Raw genomic sequence first — 25572 nt, forward strand, 5'->3', positions numbered from 1 at the left:
TTCACCAAAACCTAAACGCATAATGAAACCACTACCGCTTTTATTGATCAATACAATCAGTTTTATCATTACCTTATTCATTAATTATTTGGGAGGGTCGGGTGATTATTTTGGGAAATCGGTCGGCGATATCAGTGATGATTTTACCACCCTGATCACACCAGCTGCCTATGCATTTTCTATTTGGGGACTTATCTATCTTAGCTTGATTTCCTTTCTCATTTACCAGTGGGTAGGGTATTTTAAAAAGCAGAACGATACTTCATTGGTCCCAGCGGGAATTTGGTTTACAGTTGCCAATTTGAGCAATGCCCTTTGGATTTACGTCTGGGTAAATGAGCAGATTTTGCTTTCCGTCATTGTCATCCTTGTGCTCTTGTTTTCATTGATACAATTGGTATTGAGGCTTAGATTAGAAATTTATGATGCCCCATTGAAAACCATTTTTTTTGTATGGTGGCCCATTTGCATTTATACAGGTTGGGTAATCCTCGCGACTGTGTTAACCATCTCCGTTGGAATCAAAAGCACTGGTGTTTTAGATGGCCTTTGGTCAGCGACTACCTGGGCTTCCTTGATACTTATCATAGCCACCTCAATATATGCCTTCCTCACCTATAGCAGAAATATGAGAGAAGCTGCACTTGTGGGGGCCTGGGGAATTACTGCCATAGCGGTAAAACAATGGGGCCTAAATCAGCAATTAAGTATTGTGGCCATCGCACTGGCAGGAATTTTGGTCCTTATTGCTGGTATTCATGGTTACATCAACCGTAAAACTTCCATTCCAGCAAAAATGGGGAATTAAATCTTCAAGCGATTAACCATCAGTTATTTTCGGGTCGAGGAAGTATTTCTTCATTACTTTTTCGGCCATTTTGTTTTGGGGGGTAAAATCAGGCTCTCGCCCAGAGGGTTGAGGGTACCATTTCCAAAAATACACCCCTTGCATCCATGGTTTCTCCCAGACAGCTTCAAAGAAAGCTTCATAGCACAGGGCCTGAACTTCCTCCGAAAGCGTGGAAGTATGTCTCTCATTTGGCCATACCCAAGGTGATTGTGCTGCGTCTTCCGTATTACAATAGCCTATTTCAGTAAAAATAACTGGTTTTTGAAAGGCTCTATTTATTTTTTCAATATCTGGAATCACCTTTTCCCACCCTTCAATCAATTGGGCTAAGTCAGGCACTTTATCGTCTTTGACCAATGGAAAATAGGCTTGAATGCCGATATAATCCAAGGCATCCCAGAATTTGACCTTTTGGTATTCTGTAAAATTGGCAGCATAAGTAAGTTTTCCATTGTAAACTTCCCTGATGGCACCAATAATTTCGCGCCATTCCTTTTCTTTATGGCTGGCTTTTTCAAATTCGGTCCCAATACATAAAATGGGTATTCCTTGCCGTTCGGCGATACGGGCGTAATATAGGATAAACCCGCTGTAATTCTCAAACCAAAGGTCCCAATCTGTTCCATTGGTCATTTCTATTTCCCCAGGCCAGGATCCTCGCACCCAAATATGTGGCTTCAAAATATCGGTTAGCCCCAAGGAACTGGCAGTATCAGAAGTGGAAATTAATCCATTGCTACTTTCCCCCCACCAGGATTTTTCACGGTCTTTTTCCCAACTTAACTCTGGAGCATTAACCGATTTTTGCCAGCCAAATGGTGTCTGCGACAGGTGGCTAACACCTAAATTTTGCAAAGTGCGTAATTCACCTCCTTGAAGTGGATTTCTACTTCCCACCCAGCAGACCCCTTTGTGCTTCACGCCTTCAAAACTTGCCAATTTTTTATTGCTTTCACAAGAAGCAAGGCCCATTATTCCAAATAAAAGACCCAGCCACAAATACCCATATTTTGAATTAAATTGCATCATGATTATTTCTTTTAAAAAGGATAAAGAGAAAGCTGCCAATCATCAAAAGGTACACCCAACTAAAAGGTAGTGCAATTAAAACAAGTAATTGACTGACCGCCTGAAGAAGTTCTTCCTTGCCAATAAAAAGGGTAGCAATCGTGAACATGGATAAAATCAAACCCCAGCCTATTAAATGTTGTTTATTGGGTTCCATATTGCCTTTGTCTGCAAACATTCCCAATACATAGATAGCAGAATCCAATGAGGTAATGAGAAAGGTAAATACCAAGACAAAGGATAAAATCTTAAGAAATCCGCCGTAAGAGAAGCTGTCAAAGAAAACGAAAATCGAACCATACAAGGAATCATATTGACCGGCATAGTTTTCAGGGTTTCCAATCATGTTAAAGACGCTGGTACCAAACACTGTGAACCATAAAAATGTACCCAAAGATGGCACTAGAATAACCCCAAATATAAAAGTCCTAAAAGACCTTCCCTTAGAAATTCGAGCGATGAACACACCAGTAAATGGCGCCCATGAAAGCCAAAAGGCCCAATAGAAAAAAGTCCAATCCATTAAAAATTCCTGTGAAACACTTTTGCTTCCATAGTTGACACTCATGGGTAAGAAATCATAGGCATAGGCAGCAATGGAAGACAAATAATTCCCCGTAATTCCTAGCATATCTCCTGAGAAGAAAGTCGCTAAAAGTAAAAACAAGGCCACACTTATATTAAAGCGGGATAGGTTTTGAATTCCTTTACTCAGACCTGAAAAAGCTGAAATCGTAGCCAAGCCACCAAGCAAGAGCACCACAAGAGCATTGTTGAAATAGGTGATTTCTACCTCCATGAATAATTTTTGAAAACCAACCAACAGCTGTCTGCTACCAAGACCAACGGCACCTACCACACCAAACAATGTGCTGATGATCGTTATTACGTCAACTATTACAATTAATATTGGACGGTGATACCGGCCTACCAAAAGGGAGGAACTTAGCATGGCTCTCCCCTTCCCATAAACTAGGTAACCTATCATAAGCCCAAACAAGCCATAAAATGCCCATGGGGTGAGTCCCCAATGAAAGAAGGTATATTCCAAAGCAAATACTTCTCCGGATAAATCAGTGGCTCTGGGTGGATTGGTATAATAAAAAACAGGTTCCTGAACAGCTCGCAACATCAACCCAGCTCCCATGCCGGTGCTGTAGAGCATGGCTACCCAGGAATACCAGTTGTAAGCCACCGGCCCATCACCAATTTTAAGTTTGCCCCAGGGGGATATCGCGATTCCTATTAAAAGCAAGACCATAAAAAGCCCCAAGACCAAATAATAATTTCCGAACAAACTTAAAGTCGCTGCGGAAGCAATGGCCAATTGTTCTCTGATTCCCAGTGGAAAGCTAAAGGCCAACACCAAAAAGAACAAGCATATTGACAATGCGATGACGAATGTTGGTTGGCGGTAAAAATTCACAATAGAAGGTTTATATTTCTTTCAATTTAACCATAAATCAGCTAGGTAACCAAAAAAAAATTACGTGAAATTATAACCACCTGAATCCTTCAAATCCTCCGCTTGTTCCTGTTAAATAAAGATAAATGATCGGAGCAACACTAGAGGCTGAGCGAAAAGACTTACGGCGAATAGGAAAATAGAGAAGATTATAATTTTTTAACCAGCTTATAAATTATATAAATGATTAAAATCACAAGAAGACCCCCTGAAATCTGCCAAAAAATCAAGGACTCTCCATGTAATGTTATTCCGTTATTTGCATCCAAATTAAAGGTAATTAGTTTAGAAATAATTTAATGAAGATAAAAAAATATATCTCCATCAAAAATTATTCAACGCTAAAAAGCTAGATTTTAAGGAGACCGAGATAGGATAGTAAATCTCATTTATCCTGTGCTAAGTTACTATGCCCTTTCAGGGCTAAAATGAAAAAATATCCGTTTATAAGTTCATTTACAACTAAAATATTAATGAATTTAAACATCAATTCCTACAAATCAATCCCGGCCCTGAAAGGGCCAAATATAATAGCACAGGGTGAAGCCCTGTGTGGGAAATAAGTATTGCAACCTAAGCCCTGCAGGGGCGAAATATATTCGTCGATCCATACGCCAGCTCAGGAAAATATCAAGTCCTTACTCCGCATACCTCCGGCTTTAGCAAAAATGGTGAAAAGGTAAGGCCATAGAAGCCATTTTGAGTTGGCTAAAGCCAAGAATGCCGAAAAAGCACCAGTTGACTACAGCTAAAGCAGTAGGCAATTGATCAAAAATCTATAGCTGCTAAATACACTTGGTCGGCCATGTATTTTTTGCTCACGAAATTTTGAAATAGGGCCATTTAAATAGTCTGACAAACGGATCGCTAAAAGGAAACATTTTCCTTAAAATAGTAAGATTGGGGGTTTTAGGTAAACCAAAGGCAATAATTGTTGAACCCGAAATATGCAATAGACATTCTATTACGTGCTGAAATCGCTTTAAAATCAGCCACTTCGTTGCTGTTTTCAATTTCACCATAGCGGTGCTAAGCTAAAATCTCCAAACAGCCTGATTTTCTTGCGATTGCAACACTCATCGCAAATTCTATTACATAATCCGGGTTGAAATTTTTACTGAGAAAACGAGGGAAATTATCAGAATGGAAGGAAAGGCAACAATGTGTTATTGCTGGTTCAAGAGAATTCCTCAACCTTTCAGGTAGACCGCAAGTTAATCTAACTTGTGATATCGTAGTCATATTTGTTAAGGCAACACGATTAAACTAATCTATATTTTTTTTGACTAATTTTTTATTAAAATACATATTTTGATTGCGTATTTAATTTTAACATGCTAATTTTAAATAAAATATAATTTTTTATTTACCAAATTATCCCATGAGAGAATCTTTGTACCTCGCAATTTTACCTTTGCTTTTGGTTACAAACATTGTATTTGCCACTAAACCTACAAGTGTTGACCCTGTTCCTCCTAGGGTTAATGTAGATGGCACCTGGTACAACGATGGCGAAATAGCATACATCGAATGCAGTAAAACCAGTATTACTATATTAATAGATCCGGTTTTTACGGGTTCGGGGGTATTGGGAATATCGGTTGAGACTACCGCCAATTTTAGTGTTAGCGACACACCTTCTTCATTGCAAAAATCGCTTAATCTAGATCCTAACCGGCAAAATGGACATATAGATTTAAGTTATCAGGATGTAGTCGGTGACCACATTAGAGTATACGTTCGACAAAAGCCTCCTGAACCGATTATTACAGCAGGATCCAACGTTTGTGCTGGCAATAGTGGTAGTTTTACGGCTATCAGTAATTATGATTTTCAAAGCACAAAACCAATAAACCTGGTTTGGCAGACAACTGGCGGGGTCACCGTAAATGGTAGTAGTAGCTATACGGAACAGCCTGGAGTATCCAGTACCGTCACGATCGCGAATGGTTCTTCGGGCTCCTTTTCTATCAAAGCTGTTATTGCCGGTTGTGGTAGTTTAGAAAGCACCCCTAAAACCGAAAATATGGGTGCGCCGGTCATAGCAAATCCCAATTATTGGTTATTTGATTCCTATTCCAATATGTGGCAATTCAGCCAAAGTGTAACCGGGCCTGGAATAACTTATAACTTTTATGTTTCTTCTGGTTCTGCCCAACTAAATCAACAGCTTCAGGACTGTTACATCACCACAACAGTAGGAGCTACGGTTTGTGTAACCGGCACTAATTCATGTGGAACAGGTACACCTTATTGTTTTTACATTCCTCCGGCCAGTGGACTACTTCAAACAGTTTATCCAAACCCTGTTACCAACCTACTAACTTTAGAATTCAATACCAGTAAATCATCCTATTCCATTCCTTTTGAGGTGATTCTTTATTCTGAAAAATCTATGAAAGCAGTTAAGCACCTGACTCAAGAGGAGGTCAATTCACTAGAATCTTTTAAAACAAATCACCGAATTGATATGGATGTAGCAGATTTACCACGAGGGGTTTATTATCTTCATACAAAACCTGATAATAAATCAAAGCTTGCTATTCAAAAAGCCAAAATCATTTTAGAATAAAAAATCGTTATTAATACGAACAAAAAAATACTGACCTTTCATCATTAATTAACCTGATTATGAGATACACAAATAAGGTTGTTGCTTTTATTGGCGTTGTACTTTTTTTGAGTGCTTCCTGGGACGGGTACGGACAGAGCGGTATCCGGGTAGGAATTACTGGCGGGGTTAACGCTGGTCAGCTTAAAAACAGTATTAACCTGACTGATAGGATATGGAAGTACAATGCAGGGCTTGCATTTGCAAAACCGCTTTCAGGAAATTTTTCCTTGGCAAGCGAACTGGTCTACAGCAAACAGGGTAGCAGTATAGACGGATCCCAATCGAACAAATTACTTACCCATTTTGACTACATCGCGCTTCCTGTCCTGGTTCGTTTCAGTCCAGTTGGGAAAAATGTTTTCCTCCAGGCAGGTGGCAAGTTTGGCTATCTGCTAAAAGGTGAAAGGTTAAATACCAACAATAGTTCTCCAAATGACATACCGCATCTCCGCCAATGGGACGCTGGAGCATTAGCTGGTCTGGGCTATCGGCTGGGAAGCCATATTGTATTAGATGTCCGTTATTATCATGGATTGGCACCTTTGATTAAAGATCATTGGATATTGGATGGTGATTTAAATCCAATTTTATATGGGGCCGACCGGTTGGTTCACCGGGTTTGGTCGATGAATCTGACCTATTATCTCTGAGCAGAAAATATTCCGCCCCGACAGGGCTCAAAACAATTCGGGATTTATGTAACATGGATGCCACCCTTTCCTCAGGATTTAAATATTTACCTATTTCCACAGGGCTGACACCCTGTGCTAAGTTACTATGCCCTTTCAAGGCAAAATGAAAAAATATCCGTTTATAAGTTCATTTTCAACTAAAAACCCAAGGTGGTTAAGCACAAACTCCTACAAATCAATCCGGCCCTGAAAGGGACAAATACAATAGCACAGGGTGAAGCCCTGTGTAGAAAATCAGTATTGCAACCTAAGCCCTGAAGGGGCGAAATATTTGAGAAATTCGGGATTTATAAGTAATGAATACTTGTCCAAAATTAAGTTTACCGATTATTATTTTAATTCTACTTTTAAGTTTACATTTTATGTAAAAAAATCCCCTTTACCCTCCGCCGTGGCGGAGGGATTTGTAACGAATGGATTAACGAATACATCTTCACATTTCACTTTCTCAGACCAATCTAAAAGCCTAGGGCTTTTTAAAATAAATTGGCACCTATCTCTGTAAAAAGCAATGGGATCTTTCCCAAATAGGGGTACTTCACAAGTCCCCCTATCCACCTAAAAAGTCACCTCCTCCACTTCATAAATAGGTAGGTGGACTTAAAACTGACAAGCTTGAGGTTCTGAACTCAAACGTTGGAGTTTAGAAGTGGGGCTTTTCACCTCAAAACTGGAAATTTCCACTAAAAAATGACAGCATTTTGATTAATAGATAAAAAGACTGACATTTTTACCGGAAAATGCTGCTCTCAAAAACGATTTGGGGTACTTCGGAAGTGGGTAAGGGGACTTCGGAACTCCTCCTGTCAGGTTTTTATATGGAAGCGAGCAGTTAGGAAGTGGGGAGTTGAAGTTAAAAAGTGGAAATGTTCGGCTTTTTGGTTAAATATTGGTGTTTTCAGGTTCAGCCTTGCAGTAAAAACTGACAAGGATGAAGGAAATAAACGCAAGAGCGAAGTAAAAACATGCTAGAAACTGTCTTTTAAGTAGAACGTTGACAAGAGATATAGTGTTTTTCAAGCAAAAAAAGACAAAAAAAATAGGTACAGCCTGAAACATCCCGACTGTACCTATCAACTTGTTGTAGGTGACATAAGCAACTTTTCTTTTTTAGGTTTCAGTTCAATTGGATGCCCTATTTGCTGATTTATCAAATCTTTGTTTCAGGTCTTCATAAATCACCTTGGCATCAGCAGCATTTACTTTGGCACCATACTTCACGGAATTGTAATAACTGAGCGCTCCCACATAGGCCTCTGAGCCTGCCATCATCAGGGTATCGTTTAGATTGCTTTCCAACTGCTGCAAATCTCTTAGCAGCGGCATCAGCTCTTTTACAGCCAACCAGTCTTTCTCCAATTCTTGCAAATCAACGTAAGGAGGTAAAAACTGATTGTCTGATTGGGCATAATCCATTACCTTTTCCACAAAGGGAAGGGTGCCATCACTCATTTTGGGTACTGTCTGACGCTCGGATGGGCTAAGTGCAATCAGCTGTGGACCAAGGATGGTTTTTAAGGTGGCCAAAGCTTCTTTTACCGCCTGAAGATCGGCTTCCGGAAATTGAATAGAAACTGCATTTTTCGTAATCATAAGATGGTTATTTAGGATAAAACATAATTAATTCTATTCAAATTACTTTTTTAGGTTTTAAAATGCAAATAAGTTAATATGAAATTTACTAAATAGTTAATATGAAAAGATGGATTTATTTATTTATCTCTCAATAATTTGAATTTTAACCGAAATTATCCGGATCCTGAAAGGGACAAACTGAGATTGCCACCCTTTCCTCAGGATTTAAATTTTCACCTATTTCCACAGGGCTGACACCCTATGCTAAGTTACTATGCCCTATCAAGGCTAAAATGAAAAATACCAGGAATATAAGAGCATTCTTAATTAAAAATTCAATATAGTTAAGCACTAACTCCTACAAATCAATCTCGGGCCTGAAAGGGACAAATACAATAGCACAGGGTGAATCCCTGTGTAGAAAACCAGTATTGCAACCTAATCCCTGCAGGGGCGAAATATTTTAGCAAATTTGGATTTTTGTAAAATGGATGCCACCCTTTCAGGGCTCAAGATTTAAAATTTACCTATTGTCACAGGGCTGACACCCTGTGCTAAGTTACTATGCCCTTTCAGGGCTAAAATGAAAAAATATCCGTTTATAAGTTCATTTTCAACTAAAATATTAATGAGATTAAACATCAATTCCTACAAATCAATCCCGGCCCTGAAAGGGACAAATATAATAGCACAGGGTGAAGCCCTGTGTGGAAAATCAGTATTGCAACCTAAGCCCTGCAGGGGCGAAATTTAATTCTATTTTCTTCCAAAAAATAAAAGAAAATCAAAAAAAATTAATCTTAATTCTCGTTTTCGAAATAGTTTATTATCTCTTCAATTTTTTTAATTGTATCTTTCAATTCTTTTTCATAATGTATCAAATATCTTTCATAGCTTAAAAAAAATTCTTCCTTTTCCATACATAACATGTTAAGGGATTCACTTATTTCAAATCCTTCATAACATATACCTGAAGTATCATCCTTAATCTGTTTCTGAAAAATAGATTTGATCGGATAAACATAATTTTTTATGAAAAATTTATTAGACTCATTATTTACATTATAGGATTTATCGATATTTGTTTTCAATTCTAAAATTTGATCCACATAAATTGATTCAGGATTTATAAGGAAAAACTGGTAAACAATACTATGAAACTCTGCAACTTTTTGACTCCATTTTTGATTCCAAACCTCTTTTTTGTCACGAGTATCAAAGAATTTTTCTTTTACCTCCCGAATAGAAAGTATCAAAAAATCTATGTGACTTTCTAAACGATGTAAATTAATTGAATTAACCTTACTATTTCCTTTATTACTTAAAACAAATGCATCGAATAATTCTTCATTATTGATTGAGGCTAACTTATGTAATTGATTTTGGTTAAAAATAAGCTTTGGAGATTTAGAGTCAGACAGTTCTTTAATTTGATTTGTCAATAAAACTACTTGCCGGTCTACTGACTCAAGGGAAAAATTAATCCATGAAATATAGAATTCCCGGATTCTACGCAATTTCTTTTTTTTGATTCTTCGATTAATCAGAAAACTAGAAAAAAGACCTAAGAGGAATACTACAAGAATTTTGGCAAACTCAAAAAGAATTTTCCAAGCGTTTTCGCTAATAATTATTTCCTTTAGATGGTTCACTTTTCACCCCCTTCCACAATCTTAATCTCCTCCTCTGTTAATCCATACAATTGAAAGACCAACTGATCGATCTCATGATCTAGACGGTTGATTTCTGTTTGTAGTTCTTGGGCTTTGGCTTTTTGTTCGTTGAAATAAGCCATCCATTCGGCTTCTTCCGGCAGACTTAATTTGACCTTGGCTTTTTTTAACTCTGCCAAAAATACTTTAAAATCTAAAGTTGGCCAGTTTTTGAGTTTGGTGGAGGGTTTGGAGATGGAGAATTTGGATTGGACGTGGTTTAAAAATGAAGCAATTACCTTTTGATTGGAATCCGTTGCTTCAATAATTAGATCAGCCAATTTTTCAAATTGATCTTCATTCTTAATCTCAGGAATAGGAATCTGCTCAAAATATTGTGGCTTTACTTCTATGTATCCCCCACTTCTGACAACACAGATTGATTTTAGAAACATCCAAACTACTTTGGAATTTAAAATGCAAAGAAGGGTCTTTCTATCGTTAGGTAAAAATACGGCAGGAGCATTTACATATATACTTTTATCATCAAATGAAAACTTATTTGAATTTTGAAGATTTGGAAATATAATTTTTGGCTCTTCAAATAAATTATAATAAGCACAGTTCCTTAATTCCCACCAAAATTCACCTTGATCATATCTTTTCTTGGCAGATACCTCAAAAGGGAGTAAACTATTTACAAGATGTGGATAATCAATTTGTAATTTTTGAATAGCTTCAAATTCGGTTATTTCTAAGCCATATTTCTTTTTTGTCCATCCACTTGGAAAAAATATAAGCTGTTGATTCGATCTTGGTGTATTCCATTTTTCTATGTCTTTACCTTCATAAATGGGCTTCAGGTTGGCACTAGAAGGCTCTTCACTTTTAATAATAAAAGCTTCATTTAACGCAGTCTTAACACCGTAATAACATTTTCCAAAATTTTCTTTTACAGTTTTGAACTCAGAAATTTTATTTAAAATTTTCCAAACCTCTACCGAATTAAAAGACCAAGAAGCATCCTTGAGAGAAGATTGGACAACATTAACCGTTTCATGTTGTGGTATATCTATGGTTATGTTTTGTGCTGATTTCAGTATTTTAACATATGAAAAGGTACTATTCTCTTTACGATTCTTATTAAGGATAATAATTACAGGATAAGTCGTAGCTCCTTCAAAGATCTGAACTTCTGTAAAATCTATGTACTCCCAAAATCTGGTTTTATCTTTCAGATAGGCTCTTAAGACTTGTCCAGCTTTTGTCTTATCAAAAGTATTTGAGATAAAACCCATTATTCCGATTTCAGATTTGATCAACCTCGTTCCCAATTCATAGAAATAAGCAAATAAGTCACTGGCAGGATGATAAACTTCATATTCCTTTGAAAGCAATTCTATAATTCCCCCTAAAAGTTCTGCCCTAACATAAGGTGGATTACCCACCACCACATCAAAACCAGATTGCTTCGTTCCTCGCAATGACGGATCGAACACCTTTGGAAATTCCTTCTCCCAATTAAAAGCCAAGTCTCCGGCCACCTCGGGATCATCGATAAGGGAGTTGCCGACTTTGATATTAGAATTTAAGCTGCTGAGTTTGCGGCCTTTTTTGGCTGTACGTAGCCAGAGTGATAAGCGGGCAATTTCTACAGACTCCTCATTGATATCCACACCGAAAATGTTGTTTTCGAGGATTTGGTTTTCCACATTGGGCAAAACCATAGGCGTGCCAAAGAGTTGGGATTCGAGTTCGTCCAGGTAGCGATGCTCTGCAATCAGAAATTCCAGTACTTGGTTAAGAAATGCTCCTGACCCACAGGCCGGATCACAGATGGTGAGTTGCAATAGCCATACCCTGTATTGGTCTAGCTTTTCCTTTAGCTTTTGAATGGTTTTCTTCTGCCTGCCCCGCTTTCCCTCTGCAAAATCCTCGTCTACGATTTCATAGGCTTTCTTTTTTTCCTCGCATAACCTTCCAAGCGTATTGTCTACGATGTACTTGGTGATGTATTTGGGGGTATAGAAAACGCCGTCTTTTTTGCGCTTGGTTTTGCTTTTGTCTATGGCCGTGCCTTCGAGTGAAGCGCGGACATTCTCGATGTCATTTAGACTGTGTTCGAAGATATGCCCAAGGATATTGGTGTCGACCTCAGTGTCGAAGTCGTATTCAGTAATTTTTTTAACGTGCTTTTCGAGCACCTCATCAGAAATTTTTAAAGTATCCAGAATTGGATCAGGTGCAAAAAGCCCACCATTGTAGGCATGGATTTCGGCTTTGCCGGGCTGTACTCTCCCCGTATTGAGGTAGCCAAAGTATTTTAAGAACCGCTCATAGAGTGGCGCATAAGCATCCAATTCTTTGAGGTGCATCCACTGCCGGACGATTTCCATGATGGAGTTGGGCGGTAACAGCCCCTTGTCCTCAGCAAAGAAGATAAAAAGGAATCGATCGAGTAGTTTTTGGCTTTTTTTGTAGAGTTCCAATTCATCCTGCTCAGGATTCCGGGCCACCGTGTCTTGCCAGAGTTCCTGCTTAAAAGAGGAGTAATCAGCGTAGAGTTTTTTGGTGATTTGTTCCTCAACAAGTAAAGACTCCTCTTTTACTTTTTTGGGTAGATGGTTTAGGAGGTTGTCCTTTTGGAGGAGAAGCCAAAAAAGGGTAAAGTCTTCCCATTGCATAGAGAAAACATTGAATTCCAAAAAGTCAATGGCATTGTCTATATAGAATCGAAGCTTCTCAAAGTTGCTGGTAATGACGTAATGGCATTCAGGTTGGTTGTTTTTGTAATTAAAAGCCTGGTCTCGGACTTTCTCAAGGTCTTTGGTATCTGTTCCTTTGAGTTCAATTACAGCAATGGCATTGCCCTCTTTGAGGATGGCGCCGTCAGTTTTCTTTGCATCCTTGATGTTTTTCAGTTCTGTGGTCAGGTTATAATCAGGATTGGGGTTGATGGTATACCCGAGAATATTGACAAAAAGTTCCCGAAGAAAACCTTCCTGAAACTGTTCCTCTTTGGCCGCCCGGATATTGGAATGGATAAGAGGATTGTGAAAATACTTTCGATACCGCTCAAAGGCTTCCTGCATGGCAGGATGGTCCTGTGCTGCGATGTGTTTTTTGCGTACGGAATTTTGAAATAACGCCATTAAAAATTACAAGTGGGCTTAAAGTTTAACAATGTCTAAGGCTACAATGTTAGGGTTAGCATATAAACTACCAATATAAGTATGATTCCTAAGATTTCTATTAAATCTACACTTTCAATCTTGTGCTTTTAATGATTTTATATGTAATAATGGCCTATTGAAGCTATATCCCCTTAATTTATCGTTAGTTGGTACCAAAATTAATTTAAACAGGCCCTAATAAGACCAAAGCTTGATTGATACAATTTAAGAGGGCTGTTAAAAGGTTAAATCAGGATCGCATTCATAAGTCCTGAAAAACCAAAATCCCTCCGCCGTGGCGGAGGGATTTGAAAGCGTTTGGAATAGCTATTACTCAGAAACACTAAACCCTAGCTTGTCCAAACCTTCTTGCACCTCAGGGGCAGCCATAAATAAATCCCAACCCAAACCTGTGCGGTAATTCTCTATCATGGCTACAATGGGGCCCTGATCGATGGCCAAATACCGCTGTGGATACCAATCTTTTTCCGGGCTAAGGGCATCATAAAAGCCATAACGGCCAAAAACCTTTTCCCCATAATTGTAATACAAATTCTTTATCACCGCCATGCTTTCTTCAGGCGTATAAGGAATAGAAGACAATGCAGCTGTGGGAGAAATCACCCCCAAATCATTTCCTGGCTTGTGGGCAGCATATCCTGTTACGGTATAGCTTGCCGTCAAGCCCCAAAGGTCTTCTCCATAGCCTTTAAATCCTTGTTCATTATTTACACACCATTGCCTGTTAATCAAAGTATGGTTTCGGTTATGCTCCCAATAGTTGGCGTATTGGTCTTTTAAGTCCTTAGGATTTAGGCCTAAATAAGCGTAATGAGACCAAAATAAGGGGCCTCCAAACTCAGGTGAGCCATTGTGTTTCAAAGGAAGGTCATGTCCATAGGCCGAAGTGTCATTTACAATCCCACCATCCCTGGCCCAACCTTTATGGTAAACACTTGCAGGTACGCTGAAAGTCGGGGACGAAGCGGCCAAAACATACGTAATCATGCACTCATCATACCCCTTGATCCCAAAATTCTTTTGCCAACCAAAATTTGGGGACCAATGCCAATATAGAATATCCTGACCACCTTGGGTGTACCAGTTCCACTCCATAGAATTCCATAATTCATCAATCTTTTGGGCAAGCTGTTTTTCTCGTTCAGTCCCTTTTTTATAGTATTCTCTCACGGCCAATAAACCCTGCATTAAGAAGGCTGACTCTACTAAATCTCCTCCATCATCATCATTTCCAAAAGGCTTAACTTTTCCGCTCTCACCATGAATCCAATGCGGCCAAACCCCATGAAACCTATCAGCCTTTTCAAGAAAATCAACTATACGCTCAAAACGTGCTATCCCTTCTTCCTTGCTCACCCAATTTCTTTCTATTCCAGCTAACAGGCCAAATATACCAAAACCAGTTCCTCCCGTGGTCACTACATTTTGATCATTCTGTGGGTAGTTGCCATCCATATGAACTCGTTCTCTTGCCATTCCTGAATTGGGTTCTGCACCTTCCCAAAAATACCGAAATGTGTAATATTGAACCATATCTAGTAGTTCTTCGTCCGTCATTGATCGGGTAGCTACTGTGACTTCACCCAAACTCTCAGTACCTTCATTTAATTGTGCTTCCACCTTGTAGGAAAGTTCTAGCTCAGTCCCCAGGTCGTTCACAAAATCCATGTAAATGGTATCCTTCACGTTTGCTCTTTGTGTATAGCTATTGTCCTCTTTTTTTACAAAAACAGCATAGCTCTTAGCCCCTTCAACAGGCTCCCATTGCAATTCAACATGTCGGTCATATCCCTTTACAATTATCCTCTTGGATGGTTCGGGATTGTTGTCACAACTTGAAATAAGGAGCAACACTCCTATTCCAAAAATCCATAAGTTTAATGTCCTGTTCATTTGATATCTCTTTTATATTGACGCTATTAATCAATTTTTTAATAACTAAACCCCAATTTATCCAGGCCGGCTTGTACCTGCTGGTTTTGCATAAAATGTTCCCATAACAATCCAGTCCGGTGATTTTCTATCATGATTACAATAGGCCCCTGATCAATGGCAAGATAACTGTCTGAAATCCAGTATTCAGTGAGGTTAAATGCATCGTAAAAACCATATTCTCCCCATAACCTGTCTCCCAAACCATAATAATACAATTCAAGTGCATCCATAGAAGCTTCGGGTGTGTAGGGCATGGAGGACAATGCTGCAGTGGGAGCTATTACGCCAATGTCATTGGTGGGAGAATGGGCACCATACCCTAAATGATTGTCGCTGGCTGTCAGTCCCCATATCTCAGCACCATAGCCAACATATCCCAAACTATTTTGCTCACTATAGGCTTGGTGAATTAAGCTATGGTTAACATTTTGTTCCCAATAATCAGCATATTGATCTTCTAATGATCGCGGATCCAAACCTAAAAAAGAATAATGAGCATAAAACAAGGGTCCACCCATAGCAGGACCTAATGGCAATTCTCGACCAAAATAACTGTTCCCATTTACAATGGCTCCACCTCTAGCCCATCCTTGATGGTACACTTCTGTAGCTATAGGATAGGTAGGAGATGCTGTTGCCAATACATATACGATAAGGGACTCATTGTATCCAGAAACAGGCAAATTCATATCCCATTCATAGTTAGGAGACCAATGCCAGAATAATTTATTTTGTCCTCCTCCGGTATACCAATCCCATTCTACTTCCTCCCATAAAACATTTATACTTTCTATGAGCTCATTCTCGGTGGTATTGGAAGGATCCAAGTATTCTTTAACAGTCAATAAACCCTGAATTAACAAAGCGGTCTCTACAATATCTCCTCCATCGTCTTTGGCACTAAATGGGATGACTTTTCCAGTATTTCCATTTATCCAGTGGGACCAAGCGCCATGAAACCTATCTGCGTTAGCTAAAAACGTAACCACTTTTGCCCACCTTTCCACGCCTTCATTTCTTTTGATAAATCCCCTTTCTATTCCAACAATAATGGCCATCATTCCAAAGCCAGTTCCTCCAGTCGTCACGATATCACCTGAGGTGTTTCGTTCCCGGATCATTCCACTATCGGGGTGTGCAAAATCCCAAAAATAATTAAAGGTTTGCTGCTGAACCAAAGTCAATAAAGCCGCAGTGTTCAACATAGGAAATTGAGGAATGTTGGATTTCCCAGTAAAGAATTCAACTGTGAAATCCTCTATTTCCTGTTCAACCGAAGAAAATTCTTCAAACCCGATCAAAAGCGCGTATTTTTTAAAGCCCTCGAGTACTTCTGAGCTCTTTATTATCCAATTTCTATCATCCTCCCCTGCTTCTAATCTCACCTGCATAGGACTTCCATTTTGGGTGATTTTAATTTGGTCGATAGTAAGGGCAATGGCTTTTGAGAAAGTCAGGCCTATAGAAAAATCAGTGCTTGCATTTAACCACCGACGATTTCCAACCCATTGAGCCCCATCGATAGCAAAGCCTATTACTTCAACATTTGAAGATCGCGTGGTGTATTTCACCTCATAACCTGGAAAGTAAGCCTCTTGATTACCTAATGCTCCTGCACTAATGCGCAGCAAATAAGTGGCACCTTCTTTAAGCAATCCAATTGGCCGGAGAACCACTTCTTTATCTCCGTTTAAAAAATTGACATTGAATTTCACGATTTCACCCGAAAGTGCTTCTTTTAGGCTTATCGCTTCCTCCATCCTTTCAGGATCAACTGCCGAAGAAAAAAATATCGATATACTTTGATCTGTATCAACACCGGCATTTTGACTATCATCCTGATCCAAAAGCATTTGGCCAACCATTACTTTAATCAATTGAATATTGGGCTGCTCAGCAGTTTCCTCTTGGCAAGAAAACAGCAGCAGCATAAGTAGGGATTGGGTAATTGTTTTTCGGTACATGAGACAGGAAAAAAACGACAGCCAAGAATATTGACTGTCGTTTAGTGCTTTATTCTTAATTGCTTTCTGCAGCCATGATCATTTGAATTTCTTCTTGCGTCAAAGCTGTATTAAATATTCTCAGTTCGTCCATTAAGCTTGCCGTTGACAAATGCCCCCAGCCTGCGAATCGTGGAGCTCCAGAGCCAACGGATAGCAAATCACATCCTGTCCAGTCTACACCAGAAAAGTTATTCTGGCTTACAATTTCTCCATTAAGGTAAACGGTGACTTGATCAGAGGCAATGGTAAAAGCAATATGGTTCCAGCCAGCTATGGCGGGATCAATATCAGCCACACTTCCTCCATCAAACCAACTGTCATTGGTACCATTCCCTACATTCAACTTAATCCTTTGCTTGCCACCTGCATTTTCTCTGAACAATCTAAATCCAGAGGTTCTGTTGTTCATCGCAGTAGGATTGGCCTCATCTGGTGGGCCCATCACCAAAAGCCCAGCCCTATCGGGACTTGCATTCAGGTTGTACCAAAACACGGCGCTAAAAGCTTCATTTTTTAATCCGTCGGTAGGAAACTGTAGAGAGGCATCTGTTTTCCCTTTATAGGCACTTCCCATTAATCCACTAGCAAATTCTGGTGCACCTGCAATGTCAGGTGTTTGAAGCCGAACCAACTCTACAAAGTCTCCATCAAATGGCAAATAAAAAATTTCACCATCATAAATTGGCTGGTATGGTTCAGTTTTTTCAAAAGTCACCGATTTTACGGTAGATTTCCCAGACTTATCTGTCGCCATAACTTCAAGAACATGCTGTCCATTGGTTAGTGTTTCAAAAGTATGCTTCTTCAAAAACCTTCTATAATCAATGAATTCATTAAAACTTGCTATTTCAGTGCCATCCATTTTCAATGAAACCGCATCGATTTCAATATCATCCTCAATAGCAAGGTCAATATTGATAGTTGTAACATCTTCTACAACTCGAATTTTTGTACCCTCGTTTGGGTAATTAATTTCGATTTCCGGCGCATTATTATCTGGGCCGGGAGCTACAAAGGCGATATCGTCAATATAACCATCTGTACATGAGACGGCAATCAAGGCCATCAGCATTATAAGGGTGAACCTTTTATTTATCATCGGATTACATTTTTTAATTACCATTAATTATTGTTAGCAGCTTCTTTAATTTGAGGCAAAATATCCTGCTGCTCGAGTGGATAAGGCAGGTATTTATCCGCCTCAGCATCATAAACCCTTCCTCCATAATTCAGTTCATCCGTCAAGCCGTGACGAACCAAATCGTAATACCTAATTCCCCATTCCATTCCAAATTCTGCAAATTTTTCATCTAAAACAGCCTCAAGGTTTACGCCATTCAGGTTTCCAAGCCCTGCCCTATTTCGGACCAGGTTGACAGCCTCATCTGCTGAAATCACTCCTCCTGAAGCACCACTTACCAAGGCTTCAGCATGTATAAGCAATATCTCCGCGTACCTGATATTAGTGAAGTTTTTATTTTCTCCATACCCGAATCTACCCGGGGTAAGTTGGGTAGACGGTAAATAATGCTTTCCACTAAGGAAATTATACCTGGGATGATCGTTAAACACATCACCATCAGCACTGCTATTGGTAACCCAATTTGGTAGTGTTGCAAAGTTTGGGTCTGATTGTACTTCTGCTATTCCATTTGGAGTAAAAAGTACAGTAGTAGACAACCTTTGCTGTTCATTTCTTTCAATCATAAACTTCACATATTTGAGAGATGGCTCCCAAAAACCCCAGCCACCTCCAGCACCAGATACGGCAGGAGTCCAGTTGGCAGGCCCGAAAAAATCCCAGAGGTATCGGGTATTCGTACCGCTTGCCTGACCAAAATCTGAATATTGCAATTCTAAAAGGTTTTCATCATTCAGTTTACCTGAAAGTTTGAAAAGTTGGTAATAATCTGGTTCCAAGCGATACAAATCACTGCTTATGATTTCATCAGTAGCTTTTACCACTTCCTGGTAATTTTTTAATTCCAAATTTGCCAATGCATTTACTGCTAATGCTGTATATCTTGTGACACCTCCTTTTACTTTTGTCCTTTGGTTAGGGTGAATGCTTGGAAGGTCAGGAATAGCTTCATCCATCTGTTCTGAAATATGTTGCATCACCGCATCAAAATCTGAAAGGGGTACATTAAACAGGTGGCTGGGCTCTGATGAATTGGGTATCAATACAGCTCCCCACAAACGAACTAAATGCATCAACTCATAAGCCCTTAGCACTTTAATTTCAGCAATGTACTGACGGGAATCAACTTCACTGGCTCCTGCCTCCCTGTATTTTTCGATCTCCTCCATGGCTCCATGCCAAAACAGTAGGTCTGAATAGAGGTTGAGCCAAATTGAATTGTACATCCAGAAGCTTCTGTTGTATTGAAAGTTATCCGTTTCTGTGAGTGGCACCTGGTCACCCCCAGCATTTACATCATCACCTCGAACACTTATGATTGGGTAACTTTCCCATTGCAATGAATAAAGCTCATTGTATGCACCATAAAGCAAAAGGTCCATGTTTTGGAATTGCGTATAATCTGTGTTTTCAGCAATGAATTTATTTTCCAGGGGCTCATCCAGCAAACCCGTACAAGATTGTCCTGTCAGCCCAAGTATTAAAGCCAAAAACAAAACGATAGTATATTTATTGGTTTTCATCTTTGTTTCGAATTTAAAGTTTGATGTTTAGGCCTAATGTATAAGTGCCTGGGATAGGGTATACCTGACGGTCTATGCCATTGGCTACTTCAGGATTAAAACCATTGTAATTGAATATGGTCAATGGTCTATCTGCTGTAAGTGTGACCCGGGTTTGAGGGAATTTAACTCCCATCACTTCCCTATCGACAATAGCATAAGTCAAACGAACATTTTGAAGCCTAAAATAGCTTCCATCTTCTACAAAATAATTGCTTAAGTTCTGGTTCCAGCTTCTTCTCAATCCTGCGGCTGAAGGATATTTGTTGGATGTTCCCTCTCCTCTCCATAGGTTGTCTGCTAGTTCAGCATCAATATTGGTATCATTGGTAAAAATTATTTCTCCCCTCTTGCGATTAAGAATGCTATTACCAACCTGCCCTTGAATTAAAGCTGAAAACTCAAAATTTCCATAATTAAAGCCAGCATTGAATCCATAGGAATAATCGGGCAGAAAGGATCCAAGGACTACCCTGTCTTCATCATTGATTAGCCCATCGCCATTCTGATCTTTAAATATCAAATCACCTGACTGTAGGTTATTGTCTGCCACAAACTGTGAACTGTATCCGTAATTGTTAATTTGCTCTTCGGTCTGGAATACGCCATCCGTTTCATAACCATAAAATGCCAAATAAGGCTGCCCCACTATTGAACGCTGTCTGAATTCAGCAGAGCCGGCATCTAAACTTTCCGGACCTCCCAAGCTTAAAACAGTGTTTTTAAGGGTAGCTATATTTCCACTGAGGAAGTAGGAAAAATTCTCTGAAATATCATTTTCCCAATTTATGGACAGTTCCAGCCCTTCATTTCTTATTTCACCGACGCTCCGTCTTTCACTTGCCCGAATTACAGGTGGAATGATGCTCACCGCTAGGTTTCTTGTGTCTCTAATAAAGTAATCCGCATCAATTGATAATCGCTCACCAAATAATCTGGCGTTCAATCCAATATTTCGCTCAACTGTGGTTTCCCAACGATCGATCAAATCAAAAGTAGGATCTAATCGCCTTCCTATAATCAAAACCCCATCATAAGCTCCCCTATTTTCCACTAACTGAGGGGCACCCACTGAGGAATTGATGCCATCATTACCCAATTGGCCCCATGAGCCTCTCAATTTTAGAAAATCAATGTTTGGAACATTGAAAAAGGATTCTTCTGTTAGCACCCATCCGGCTCCAAAGGTGGCAAAATCACCCCACTTTTGTTGAAATTTATTGTTGCCATCTCTCCTGTAGGTTCCATATAGTAAATAGCGGTCGTCATAATTGTACGCCACTCTAGAAAAATAAGATTGATAAAACAACTTGTTTCCGCCATCTCCAATACCATTTAAGTCAAAATCAGTAGCATTGTTTAGGTACCAAAACTGCTCCTCATCTCTCATTGGATCAGGGTTAAGGTTTTCTCCTCTAGCAAATAAAACTTCATTTGATTCACTCCTGAAAGATTGACCTAACACTACAGTAAGATTGTGTAGGTCAAAGTTATTTTGGTAGGTTAGGAAATTGTCCCAAATCTGATCATATCTTGTGAAGGAATTCCTACTCAATGAAGATTGTCTTTCTTCTCTGCCATCACTGTAAGCAAACCCTACATTCCTTGAATTAATACTCTCCATACTAAAATTGTAGGAAGTTTTAAAAGTAAGGTTATTGGGTATGATTTCAATCTCAGAATAAAAATTCCCCAATAACTTGGCAACTTTATTCCTATTGTCAGAATAGAGCAAGTTGTAAAATGGATTTTGGTTGCTTCTATACCCTAGTTGCTGAGCATTAGACAAACCAAATGGAGAGGCGTCTATATTGGTTTCATCATAAACAGGAAGAATAGGTACTGCAAAGTAAGACCTAAACCAAGCACCATTGTCCCCATTGTATTGCTCAGCAGTACTTACATTCAAATTACCGCCAACCGTCATCCACTCCTTCACATCTGTGTCAAGTTTTATCCGGAAATTCATTCTTTTATAGCTGTTCCGAGTTTCTTTCATCAGACCCTCTTGGTCAAAATAACTTGCGCCAACAGAGTACCTTGTTTTAGTGCTTCCTCCATTGAAGGAAAGGTTATGGTTTTGAATGGCAGCTGGTGCCATTATTTCGCTATACCAATCTGTATTTACTGCAGGTAAGGATGGATCAATATAACTTCTTCCATAACGCTGAATGGCATTTTGAATAAATTCCATGTCCGCAACAGCTCCTGTTTCATTGATGTATTGCACGAATTGTTGGGAATTCGCCATTTTCAATACATTTTGAGGATTTTGGATCCCATAGTAACCATCATATACGATTTCTGGCTCCTGGTTGTAATCTCCACCTTTCGTTTCTATAACCACTACTCCATTTGCTGCCCTTACCCCATAAATAGCGGAAGCTGAAGCATCTTTAAGTACAGATATGGTTTCAATGTCATTGGGATTAAGAAAATCGATATTGTCAAAAAACATACCGTCGACCACATACAGCGGCGCTCCTCCTCCTTCAAAAGAGCCAATCCCTCGCACCCTTACAGTTGGAGAAGCTCCAGGTGCACCATTACTAACAATTTGGACCCCAGCAACCCTTCCTTGTAGGGATTGCATGGCTTGAGAATTGGGTGTTTTAATAATATCATCAGATTTGATGGTAGAAATAGCGGAGGTCAAGTCTCGCTCTCTTTGTGTACCATATCCAATAACCACCACTTCATCTAGTCCCTGAGCATCTTCTACGAATTGTATGTCAATTGTGCTTTGAGCACCCACAACAATCTCTTGGCTTTCAAAACCTATAAATGAAAATACTAACACAGACTGTGGGGATGCGACCTGCAATTCATAATTGCCATCAATATTTGTCACTGTTCCATTTCCAGTGCTTTTTTCGAGAATATTTACGCCTGGAATTGATTCACCTGATGGATCCTTGACTGTTCCACTCACAGTGAGTTGTTGGGCTGTCAATAGAGAACTTTCGGAAAATAAAAGCCCTCCAAATAATAAAACTAACCAAAATAATGAAAAAGGGATTTTAGGTTTAAAATTTCCTTTTTCTATAGTAAAGGGAATTTTCATAAGGTTTTGAGTTTAGGTAATTTTAATAGTTTATTGGTCAACCAAAGCAAGCTTGATTTGGGTATGAAACTAAATTAAACTATTGTCAGATGGTGCAGAAATGGGATAAAACTTAAACTTAAATGCTTAAAATTCCTTAAAATTTCATCAAGAAATATCACATTAATATCAATGAAAAACACCCTATTTAGGAAATAGACCGCATATTAAATAATTTCATACCGGATGGATAGCATGAATGAAAAAATAGAATTTAGAAATCGACCATTTCAAATAAAACGATTTCCTCCCAACCAACTTCCAGATCAGGCTGATTACCTATTCTAGTTTGGATTTTTTTCCTAAATGCCCAAATCGTATTTCTTCTCAAATCCAAAATTTCTGCCAGTTGATCCAAGGTCGATTTTTCTCGGGTAATATAAGAGGCGTAAATAATATAAAAAGCTTTGTCCAAAGGGAATTTAATACCGTGAAAAATGGTACCAGAAGTTACGGAATTAATGTGACCGCATTTGGTACATCTTCTGCTAAAAACCTTAGTTGTTTTGCCATATTTTGTATGGTCACATTGACGGCATTGAAAACCATCTCCCCATTTTAACTCTTCCAAATACCTGTAACATGCTGACGGTTCAGGAAATATCTCTCTGAACTCTATAAGTGTCAATGATTTTTTAGTCAGGCGAGCACGAAAGGAAGCTTTTATCGAGCTTTTTAATTTCCAATTGTCTTTATCCAATAAGGCGTTCATGCGCTCAATTTCTGCGTCTTTCTCCTGAAGTTGTCCGTTATACGTTTCCAGAAGTTCGTTTTTTGCTTGAAGTTCAGCAGTCCTTGCACTTACTTTAAACTCAAGTTCTTTGTTTACCTTTTCTTTCAATGAAATATTTTCCTTGTATTGTAAAAGAGATCTTTTAAGTGCTTTGTCCCTGATTTCTTTCATTAACCTAATCCGATCTCCTAAGGCAAAAGACAAAAGCACCATCTCCACCAGGAAAGCAAAGTGAAGGCTGTAATGAATAAGGGTATTATGCGGTATAATGGCATTATTGGCCAATATTTTAATACAAACTCCTACAAACAAAACACCATAAGCCATGACAAAAAATCTGGCTGCCTGGTATTTTTTTACAAGTAAAAAGATTGAAGTAGACAATATTAATAAAAAGGGTAGGCTATCAAAATAGGTTAGTTCAAAATATTTATTGTTTGCAAATAAACCCAAACAGAAAAGCACAAATTTAATGCTTAATGAAATCCACAAGGAATAGTGAAAGGCCAGTGCCTTTCTTTTAGTGTTTAAAAACCTCACTGTAAACAATACTGCCCAAAACACAATCGAAAAGCTAAAAATACCATTCACCACAGCATTCCAATTGGGGTAATTGGGCCAAAAATATTGAAATCCTATTCCATCTAAACTCATCGCATAAAGTGCTACGCTGAGAAGGTAAAGAATATAGTACACGTATTTCATTTCTTTGACCGCCAGAAATATCAAAAGATTATAAAAGGCAATGATCAAAATCATACCATAAAAAAGCCCATATAGAAAATATTCGCTCAGCGCATAGTGAACAAAGCGGTTAAGCGACCTTACTGCAATTCTGATATCCGCTTTTTGAGAAGAATTAATCTTGAAATAAAAATTAGAAATACCAGGTTCGCTGTTTTCCAGTAGCAATTGAAAATTTTTATGATTGAAAAGTCGTTGAGAAAAGGGATTATTATCTCCCATTTCTTTGGTCGTATACCCACCATTGCCGTTAGGAACGTAGGCGATGATATGGTCTATGCTTTGGTCATAGAATTCAAGTAACCATTGTTTTGTGCTTTCTGGGCTGTTGTCTATCGATAATTTTACCCAATAAGTATAATCAGTATTAAAATGATTTTTACTAAAGTCAGGCCTTATTTTTATATTCTGCTGAAACTTTTCCTCACTTATATCATTGAAATCCAGCTGATTTGTGCTGTCTTCAAAAAATTCAAGCTGGTTGATGGCATAAATCCGTTCATTCCAACCATCATCTATTTTCAAAGTCGCGGCGCCGGATATTCTTTGACCTAAACAAAGAGTGTTTGAGATCAAAATTAAAATTACAACAGGCCAAACATGTCTTCTCAATAAATTATACATTTCCACTCATTTTTCGTTGACCATGGTGCAATAGAACCAAGCAAACACTTTTTAGGTTTAATAACTAAAAAATAAAAATGGGCAAAAACCATGCTTAAATTGGAATCAATCCAAATCTTGTATGAAGTGGCTTCTTTTGGTGGGGCGTAGGCTATGGAAATAAAAATTCTATAGAATAGAAAGGCATAGTTACCTACTCCTAGATGAGCGCCGTATAGGTGGCTGAGCGGAGTTAAGATAAAAAACTAATCAAAGGGTTACCTTTTAATAAGAGGCATCCCTATTCCCTTTGCGTCTTAGCGCCTTTGCGAGAAACAATAAATTAAGTAGGACTTGAAAAATTTCACGCAGAGCCGCAGAGTCGCAAAGAAATGCTTTCTCCTTCCTAACGGGGGTTAAAAAAAAACTAATTAAAGGGTTAAAGAGGCATCCCTATACCCTTTGCGTCTTAGCGCCTTTGCGAGAAACAATAAATTAAGTAGGACTTGAAAAATTTCACGCAGAGCTGCAGAGTCGCAAAGAAATGTTTTCTCCGTCCTAACGGGGGTTAAAAAAAAACTAATTAGGGTCTGCTTAGAAAATAAAAAAGAGGAGATTTAGGTGAATTGAGTGGG

Annotated in this window: 14 protein-coding genes; 3 read left to right on the top strand and 11 right to left on the bottom strand. The window is 38.8% G+C overall.

Annotation, left to right across the window (positions count from 1 at the left end; translation table 11 throughout):
• Positions 1-22 precede the first annotated feature (22 nt).
• Positions 23-808 (top strand): hypothetical protein, encoded by a 786-nt coding sequence (locus tag AAC073_RS13640; protein WP_339924331.1) that lies wholly within the window; start codon positions 23-25, stop codon positions 806-808.
• Between the two features lie 12 nt (positions 809-820).
• Here the strand turns inward: AAC073_RS13640 and AAC073_RS13645 are convergent, their stop codons facing one another.
• Complete coding sequence (locus tag AAC073_RS13645; protein ID WP_339924332.1) at positions 821-1879, bottom strand: hypothetical protein; 1059 nt, start codon at positions 1877-1879, stop codon at positions 821-823.
• Entirely contained in the window at positions 1866-3344 is a 1479-nt protein-coding gene (locus AAC073_RS13650) for a BCCT family transporter (RefSeq protein ID WP_339924333.1), read from the bottom strand. Before AAC073_RS13650 ends, AAC073_RS13645 begins: the two co-directional genes overlap by 14 nt.
• 1420 nt (positions 3345-4764) lie before the next feature.
• Here AAC073_RS13650 and AAC073_RS13655 point away from each other — a divergent pair.
• Together AAC073_RS13655 and AAC073_RS13660 are read left to right on the top strand one after the other, a co-directional pair.
• Positions 4765-5955, top strand: coding sequence for a T9SS type A sorting domain-containing protein (locus AAC073_RS13655; RefSeq protein ID WP_339924334.1), 1191 nt, complete (start codon positions 4765-4767; stop codon positions 5953-5955).
• A gap of 59 nt (positions 5956-6014) precedes the next feature.
• On the top strand, positions 6015-6647 hold the full coding sequence (locus tag AAC073_RS13660; protein ID WP_339924335.1) for a porin family protein: 633 nt from the start codon (positions 6015-6017) through the stop codon (positions 6645-6647).
• Between the two features lie 1164 nt (positions 6648-7811).
• Here the strand turns inward: AAC073_RS13660 and AAC073_RS13665 are convergent.
• From AAC073_RS13665 to AAC073_RS13705, 9 genes are all read right to left on the bottom strand, one after another.
• Entirely contained in the window at positions 7812-8282 is a 471-nt protein-coding gene (locus AAC073_RS13665; RefSeq protein WP_339924336.1) for a hypothetical protein, read from the bottom strand.
• 782 nt (positions 8283-9064) lie between these two features.
• Positions 9065-9916: a hypothetical protein gene (locus AAC073_RS13670; RefSeq protein ID WP_339924337.1), complete on the bottom strand. Its 852-nt coding sequence runs from the start codon at positions 9914-9916 to the stop codon at positions 9065-9067.
• A complete protein-coding gene (locus AAC073_RS13675) occupies positions 9913-13068 on the bottom strand; it encodes a TaqI-like C-terminal specificity domain-containing protein (RefSeq protein WP_339924338.1) in 3156 nt (1051 codons plus the stop codon). The genes AAC073_RS13670 and AAC073_RS13675 overlap by 4 nt, the downstream gene beginning before the upstream one ends.
• Before the next feature lie 351 nt (positions 13069-13419).
• Positions 13420-15003 (bottom strand): glucoamylase family protein, encoded by a 1584-nt coding sequence (locus AAC073_RS13680; RefSeq protein WP_339924339.1) that lies wholly within the window; start codon positions 15001-15003, stop codon positions 13420-13422.
• A gap of 38 nt (positions 15004-15041) precedes the next feature.
• Positions 15042-17009 carry a glucoamylase family protein gene (locus AAC073_RS13685; RefSeq protein ID WP_339924340.1) on the bottom strand — a complete coding sequence of 656 codons (1968 nt, stop codon included), beginning with the start codon at positions 17007-17009 and terminating at the stop codon, positions 15042-15044.
• A 55-nt stretch (positions 17010-17064) separates the two neighbouring features.
• A complete protein-coding gene (locus AAC073_RS13690; protein WP_339924341.1) occupies positions 17065-18150 on the bottom strand; it encodes a LamG domain-containing protein in 1086 nt (361 codons plus the stop codon).
• A gap of 23 nt (positions 18151-18173) precedes the next feature.
• On the bottom strand, positions 18174-19715 hold the full coding sequence (locus AAC073_RS13695; protein WP_339924342.1) for a RagB/SusD family nutrient uptake outer membrane protein: 1542 nt from the start codon (positions 19713-19715) through the stop codon (positions 18174-18176).
• 13 nt (positions 19716-19728) lie between these two features.
• Positions 19729-22818, bottom strand: a complete 3090-nt coding sequence (locus AAC073_RS13700) for a TonB-dependent receptor (protein ID WP_339924343.1) — start codon at positions 22816-22818, stop codon at positions 19729-19731.
• A 253-nt stretch (positions 22819-23071) separates the two neighbouring features.
• Positions 23072-24958 (bottom strand): 7TM diverse intracellular signaling domain-containing protein, encoded by a 1887-nt coding sequence (locus AAC073_RS13705; protein WP_339924344.1) that lies wholly within the window; start codon positions 24956-24958, stop codon positions 23072-23074.
• Between the last annotated feature and the right edge of the window lie 614 nt (positions 24959-25572).

The organism is uncultured Cyclobacterium sp. (assembly GCF_963977555.1).
In the GTDB taxonomy this organism is placed as follows: Bacteria; Bacteroidota; Bacteroidia; order Cytophagales; family Cyclobacteriaceae; genus Cyclobacterium.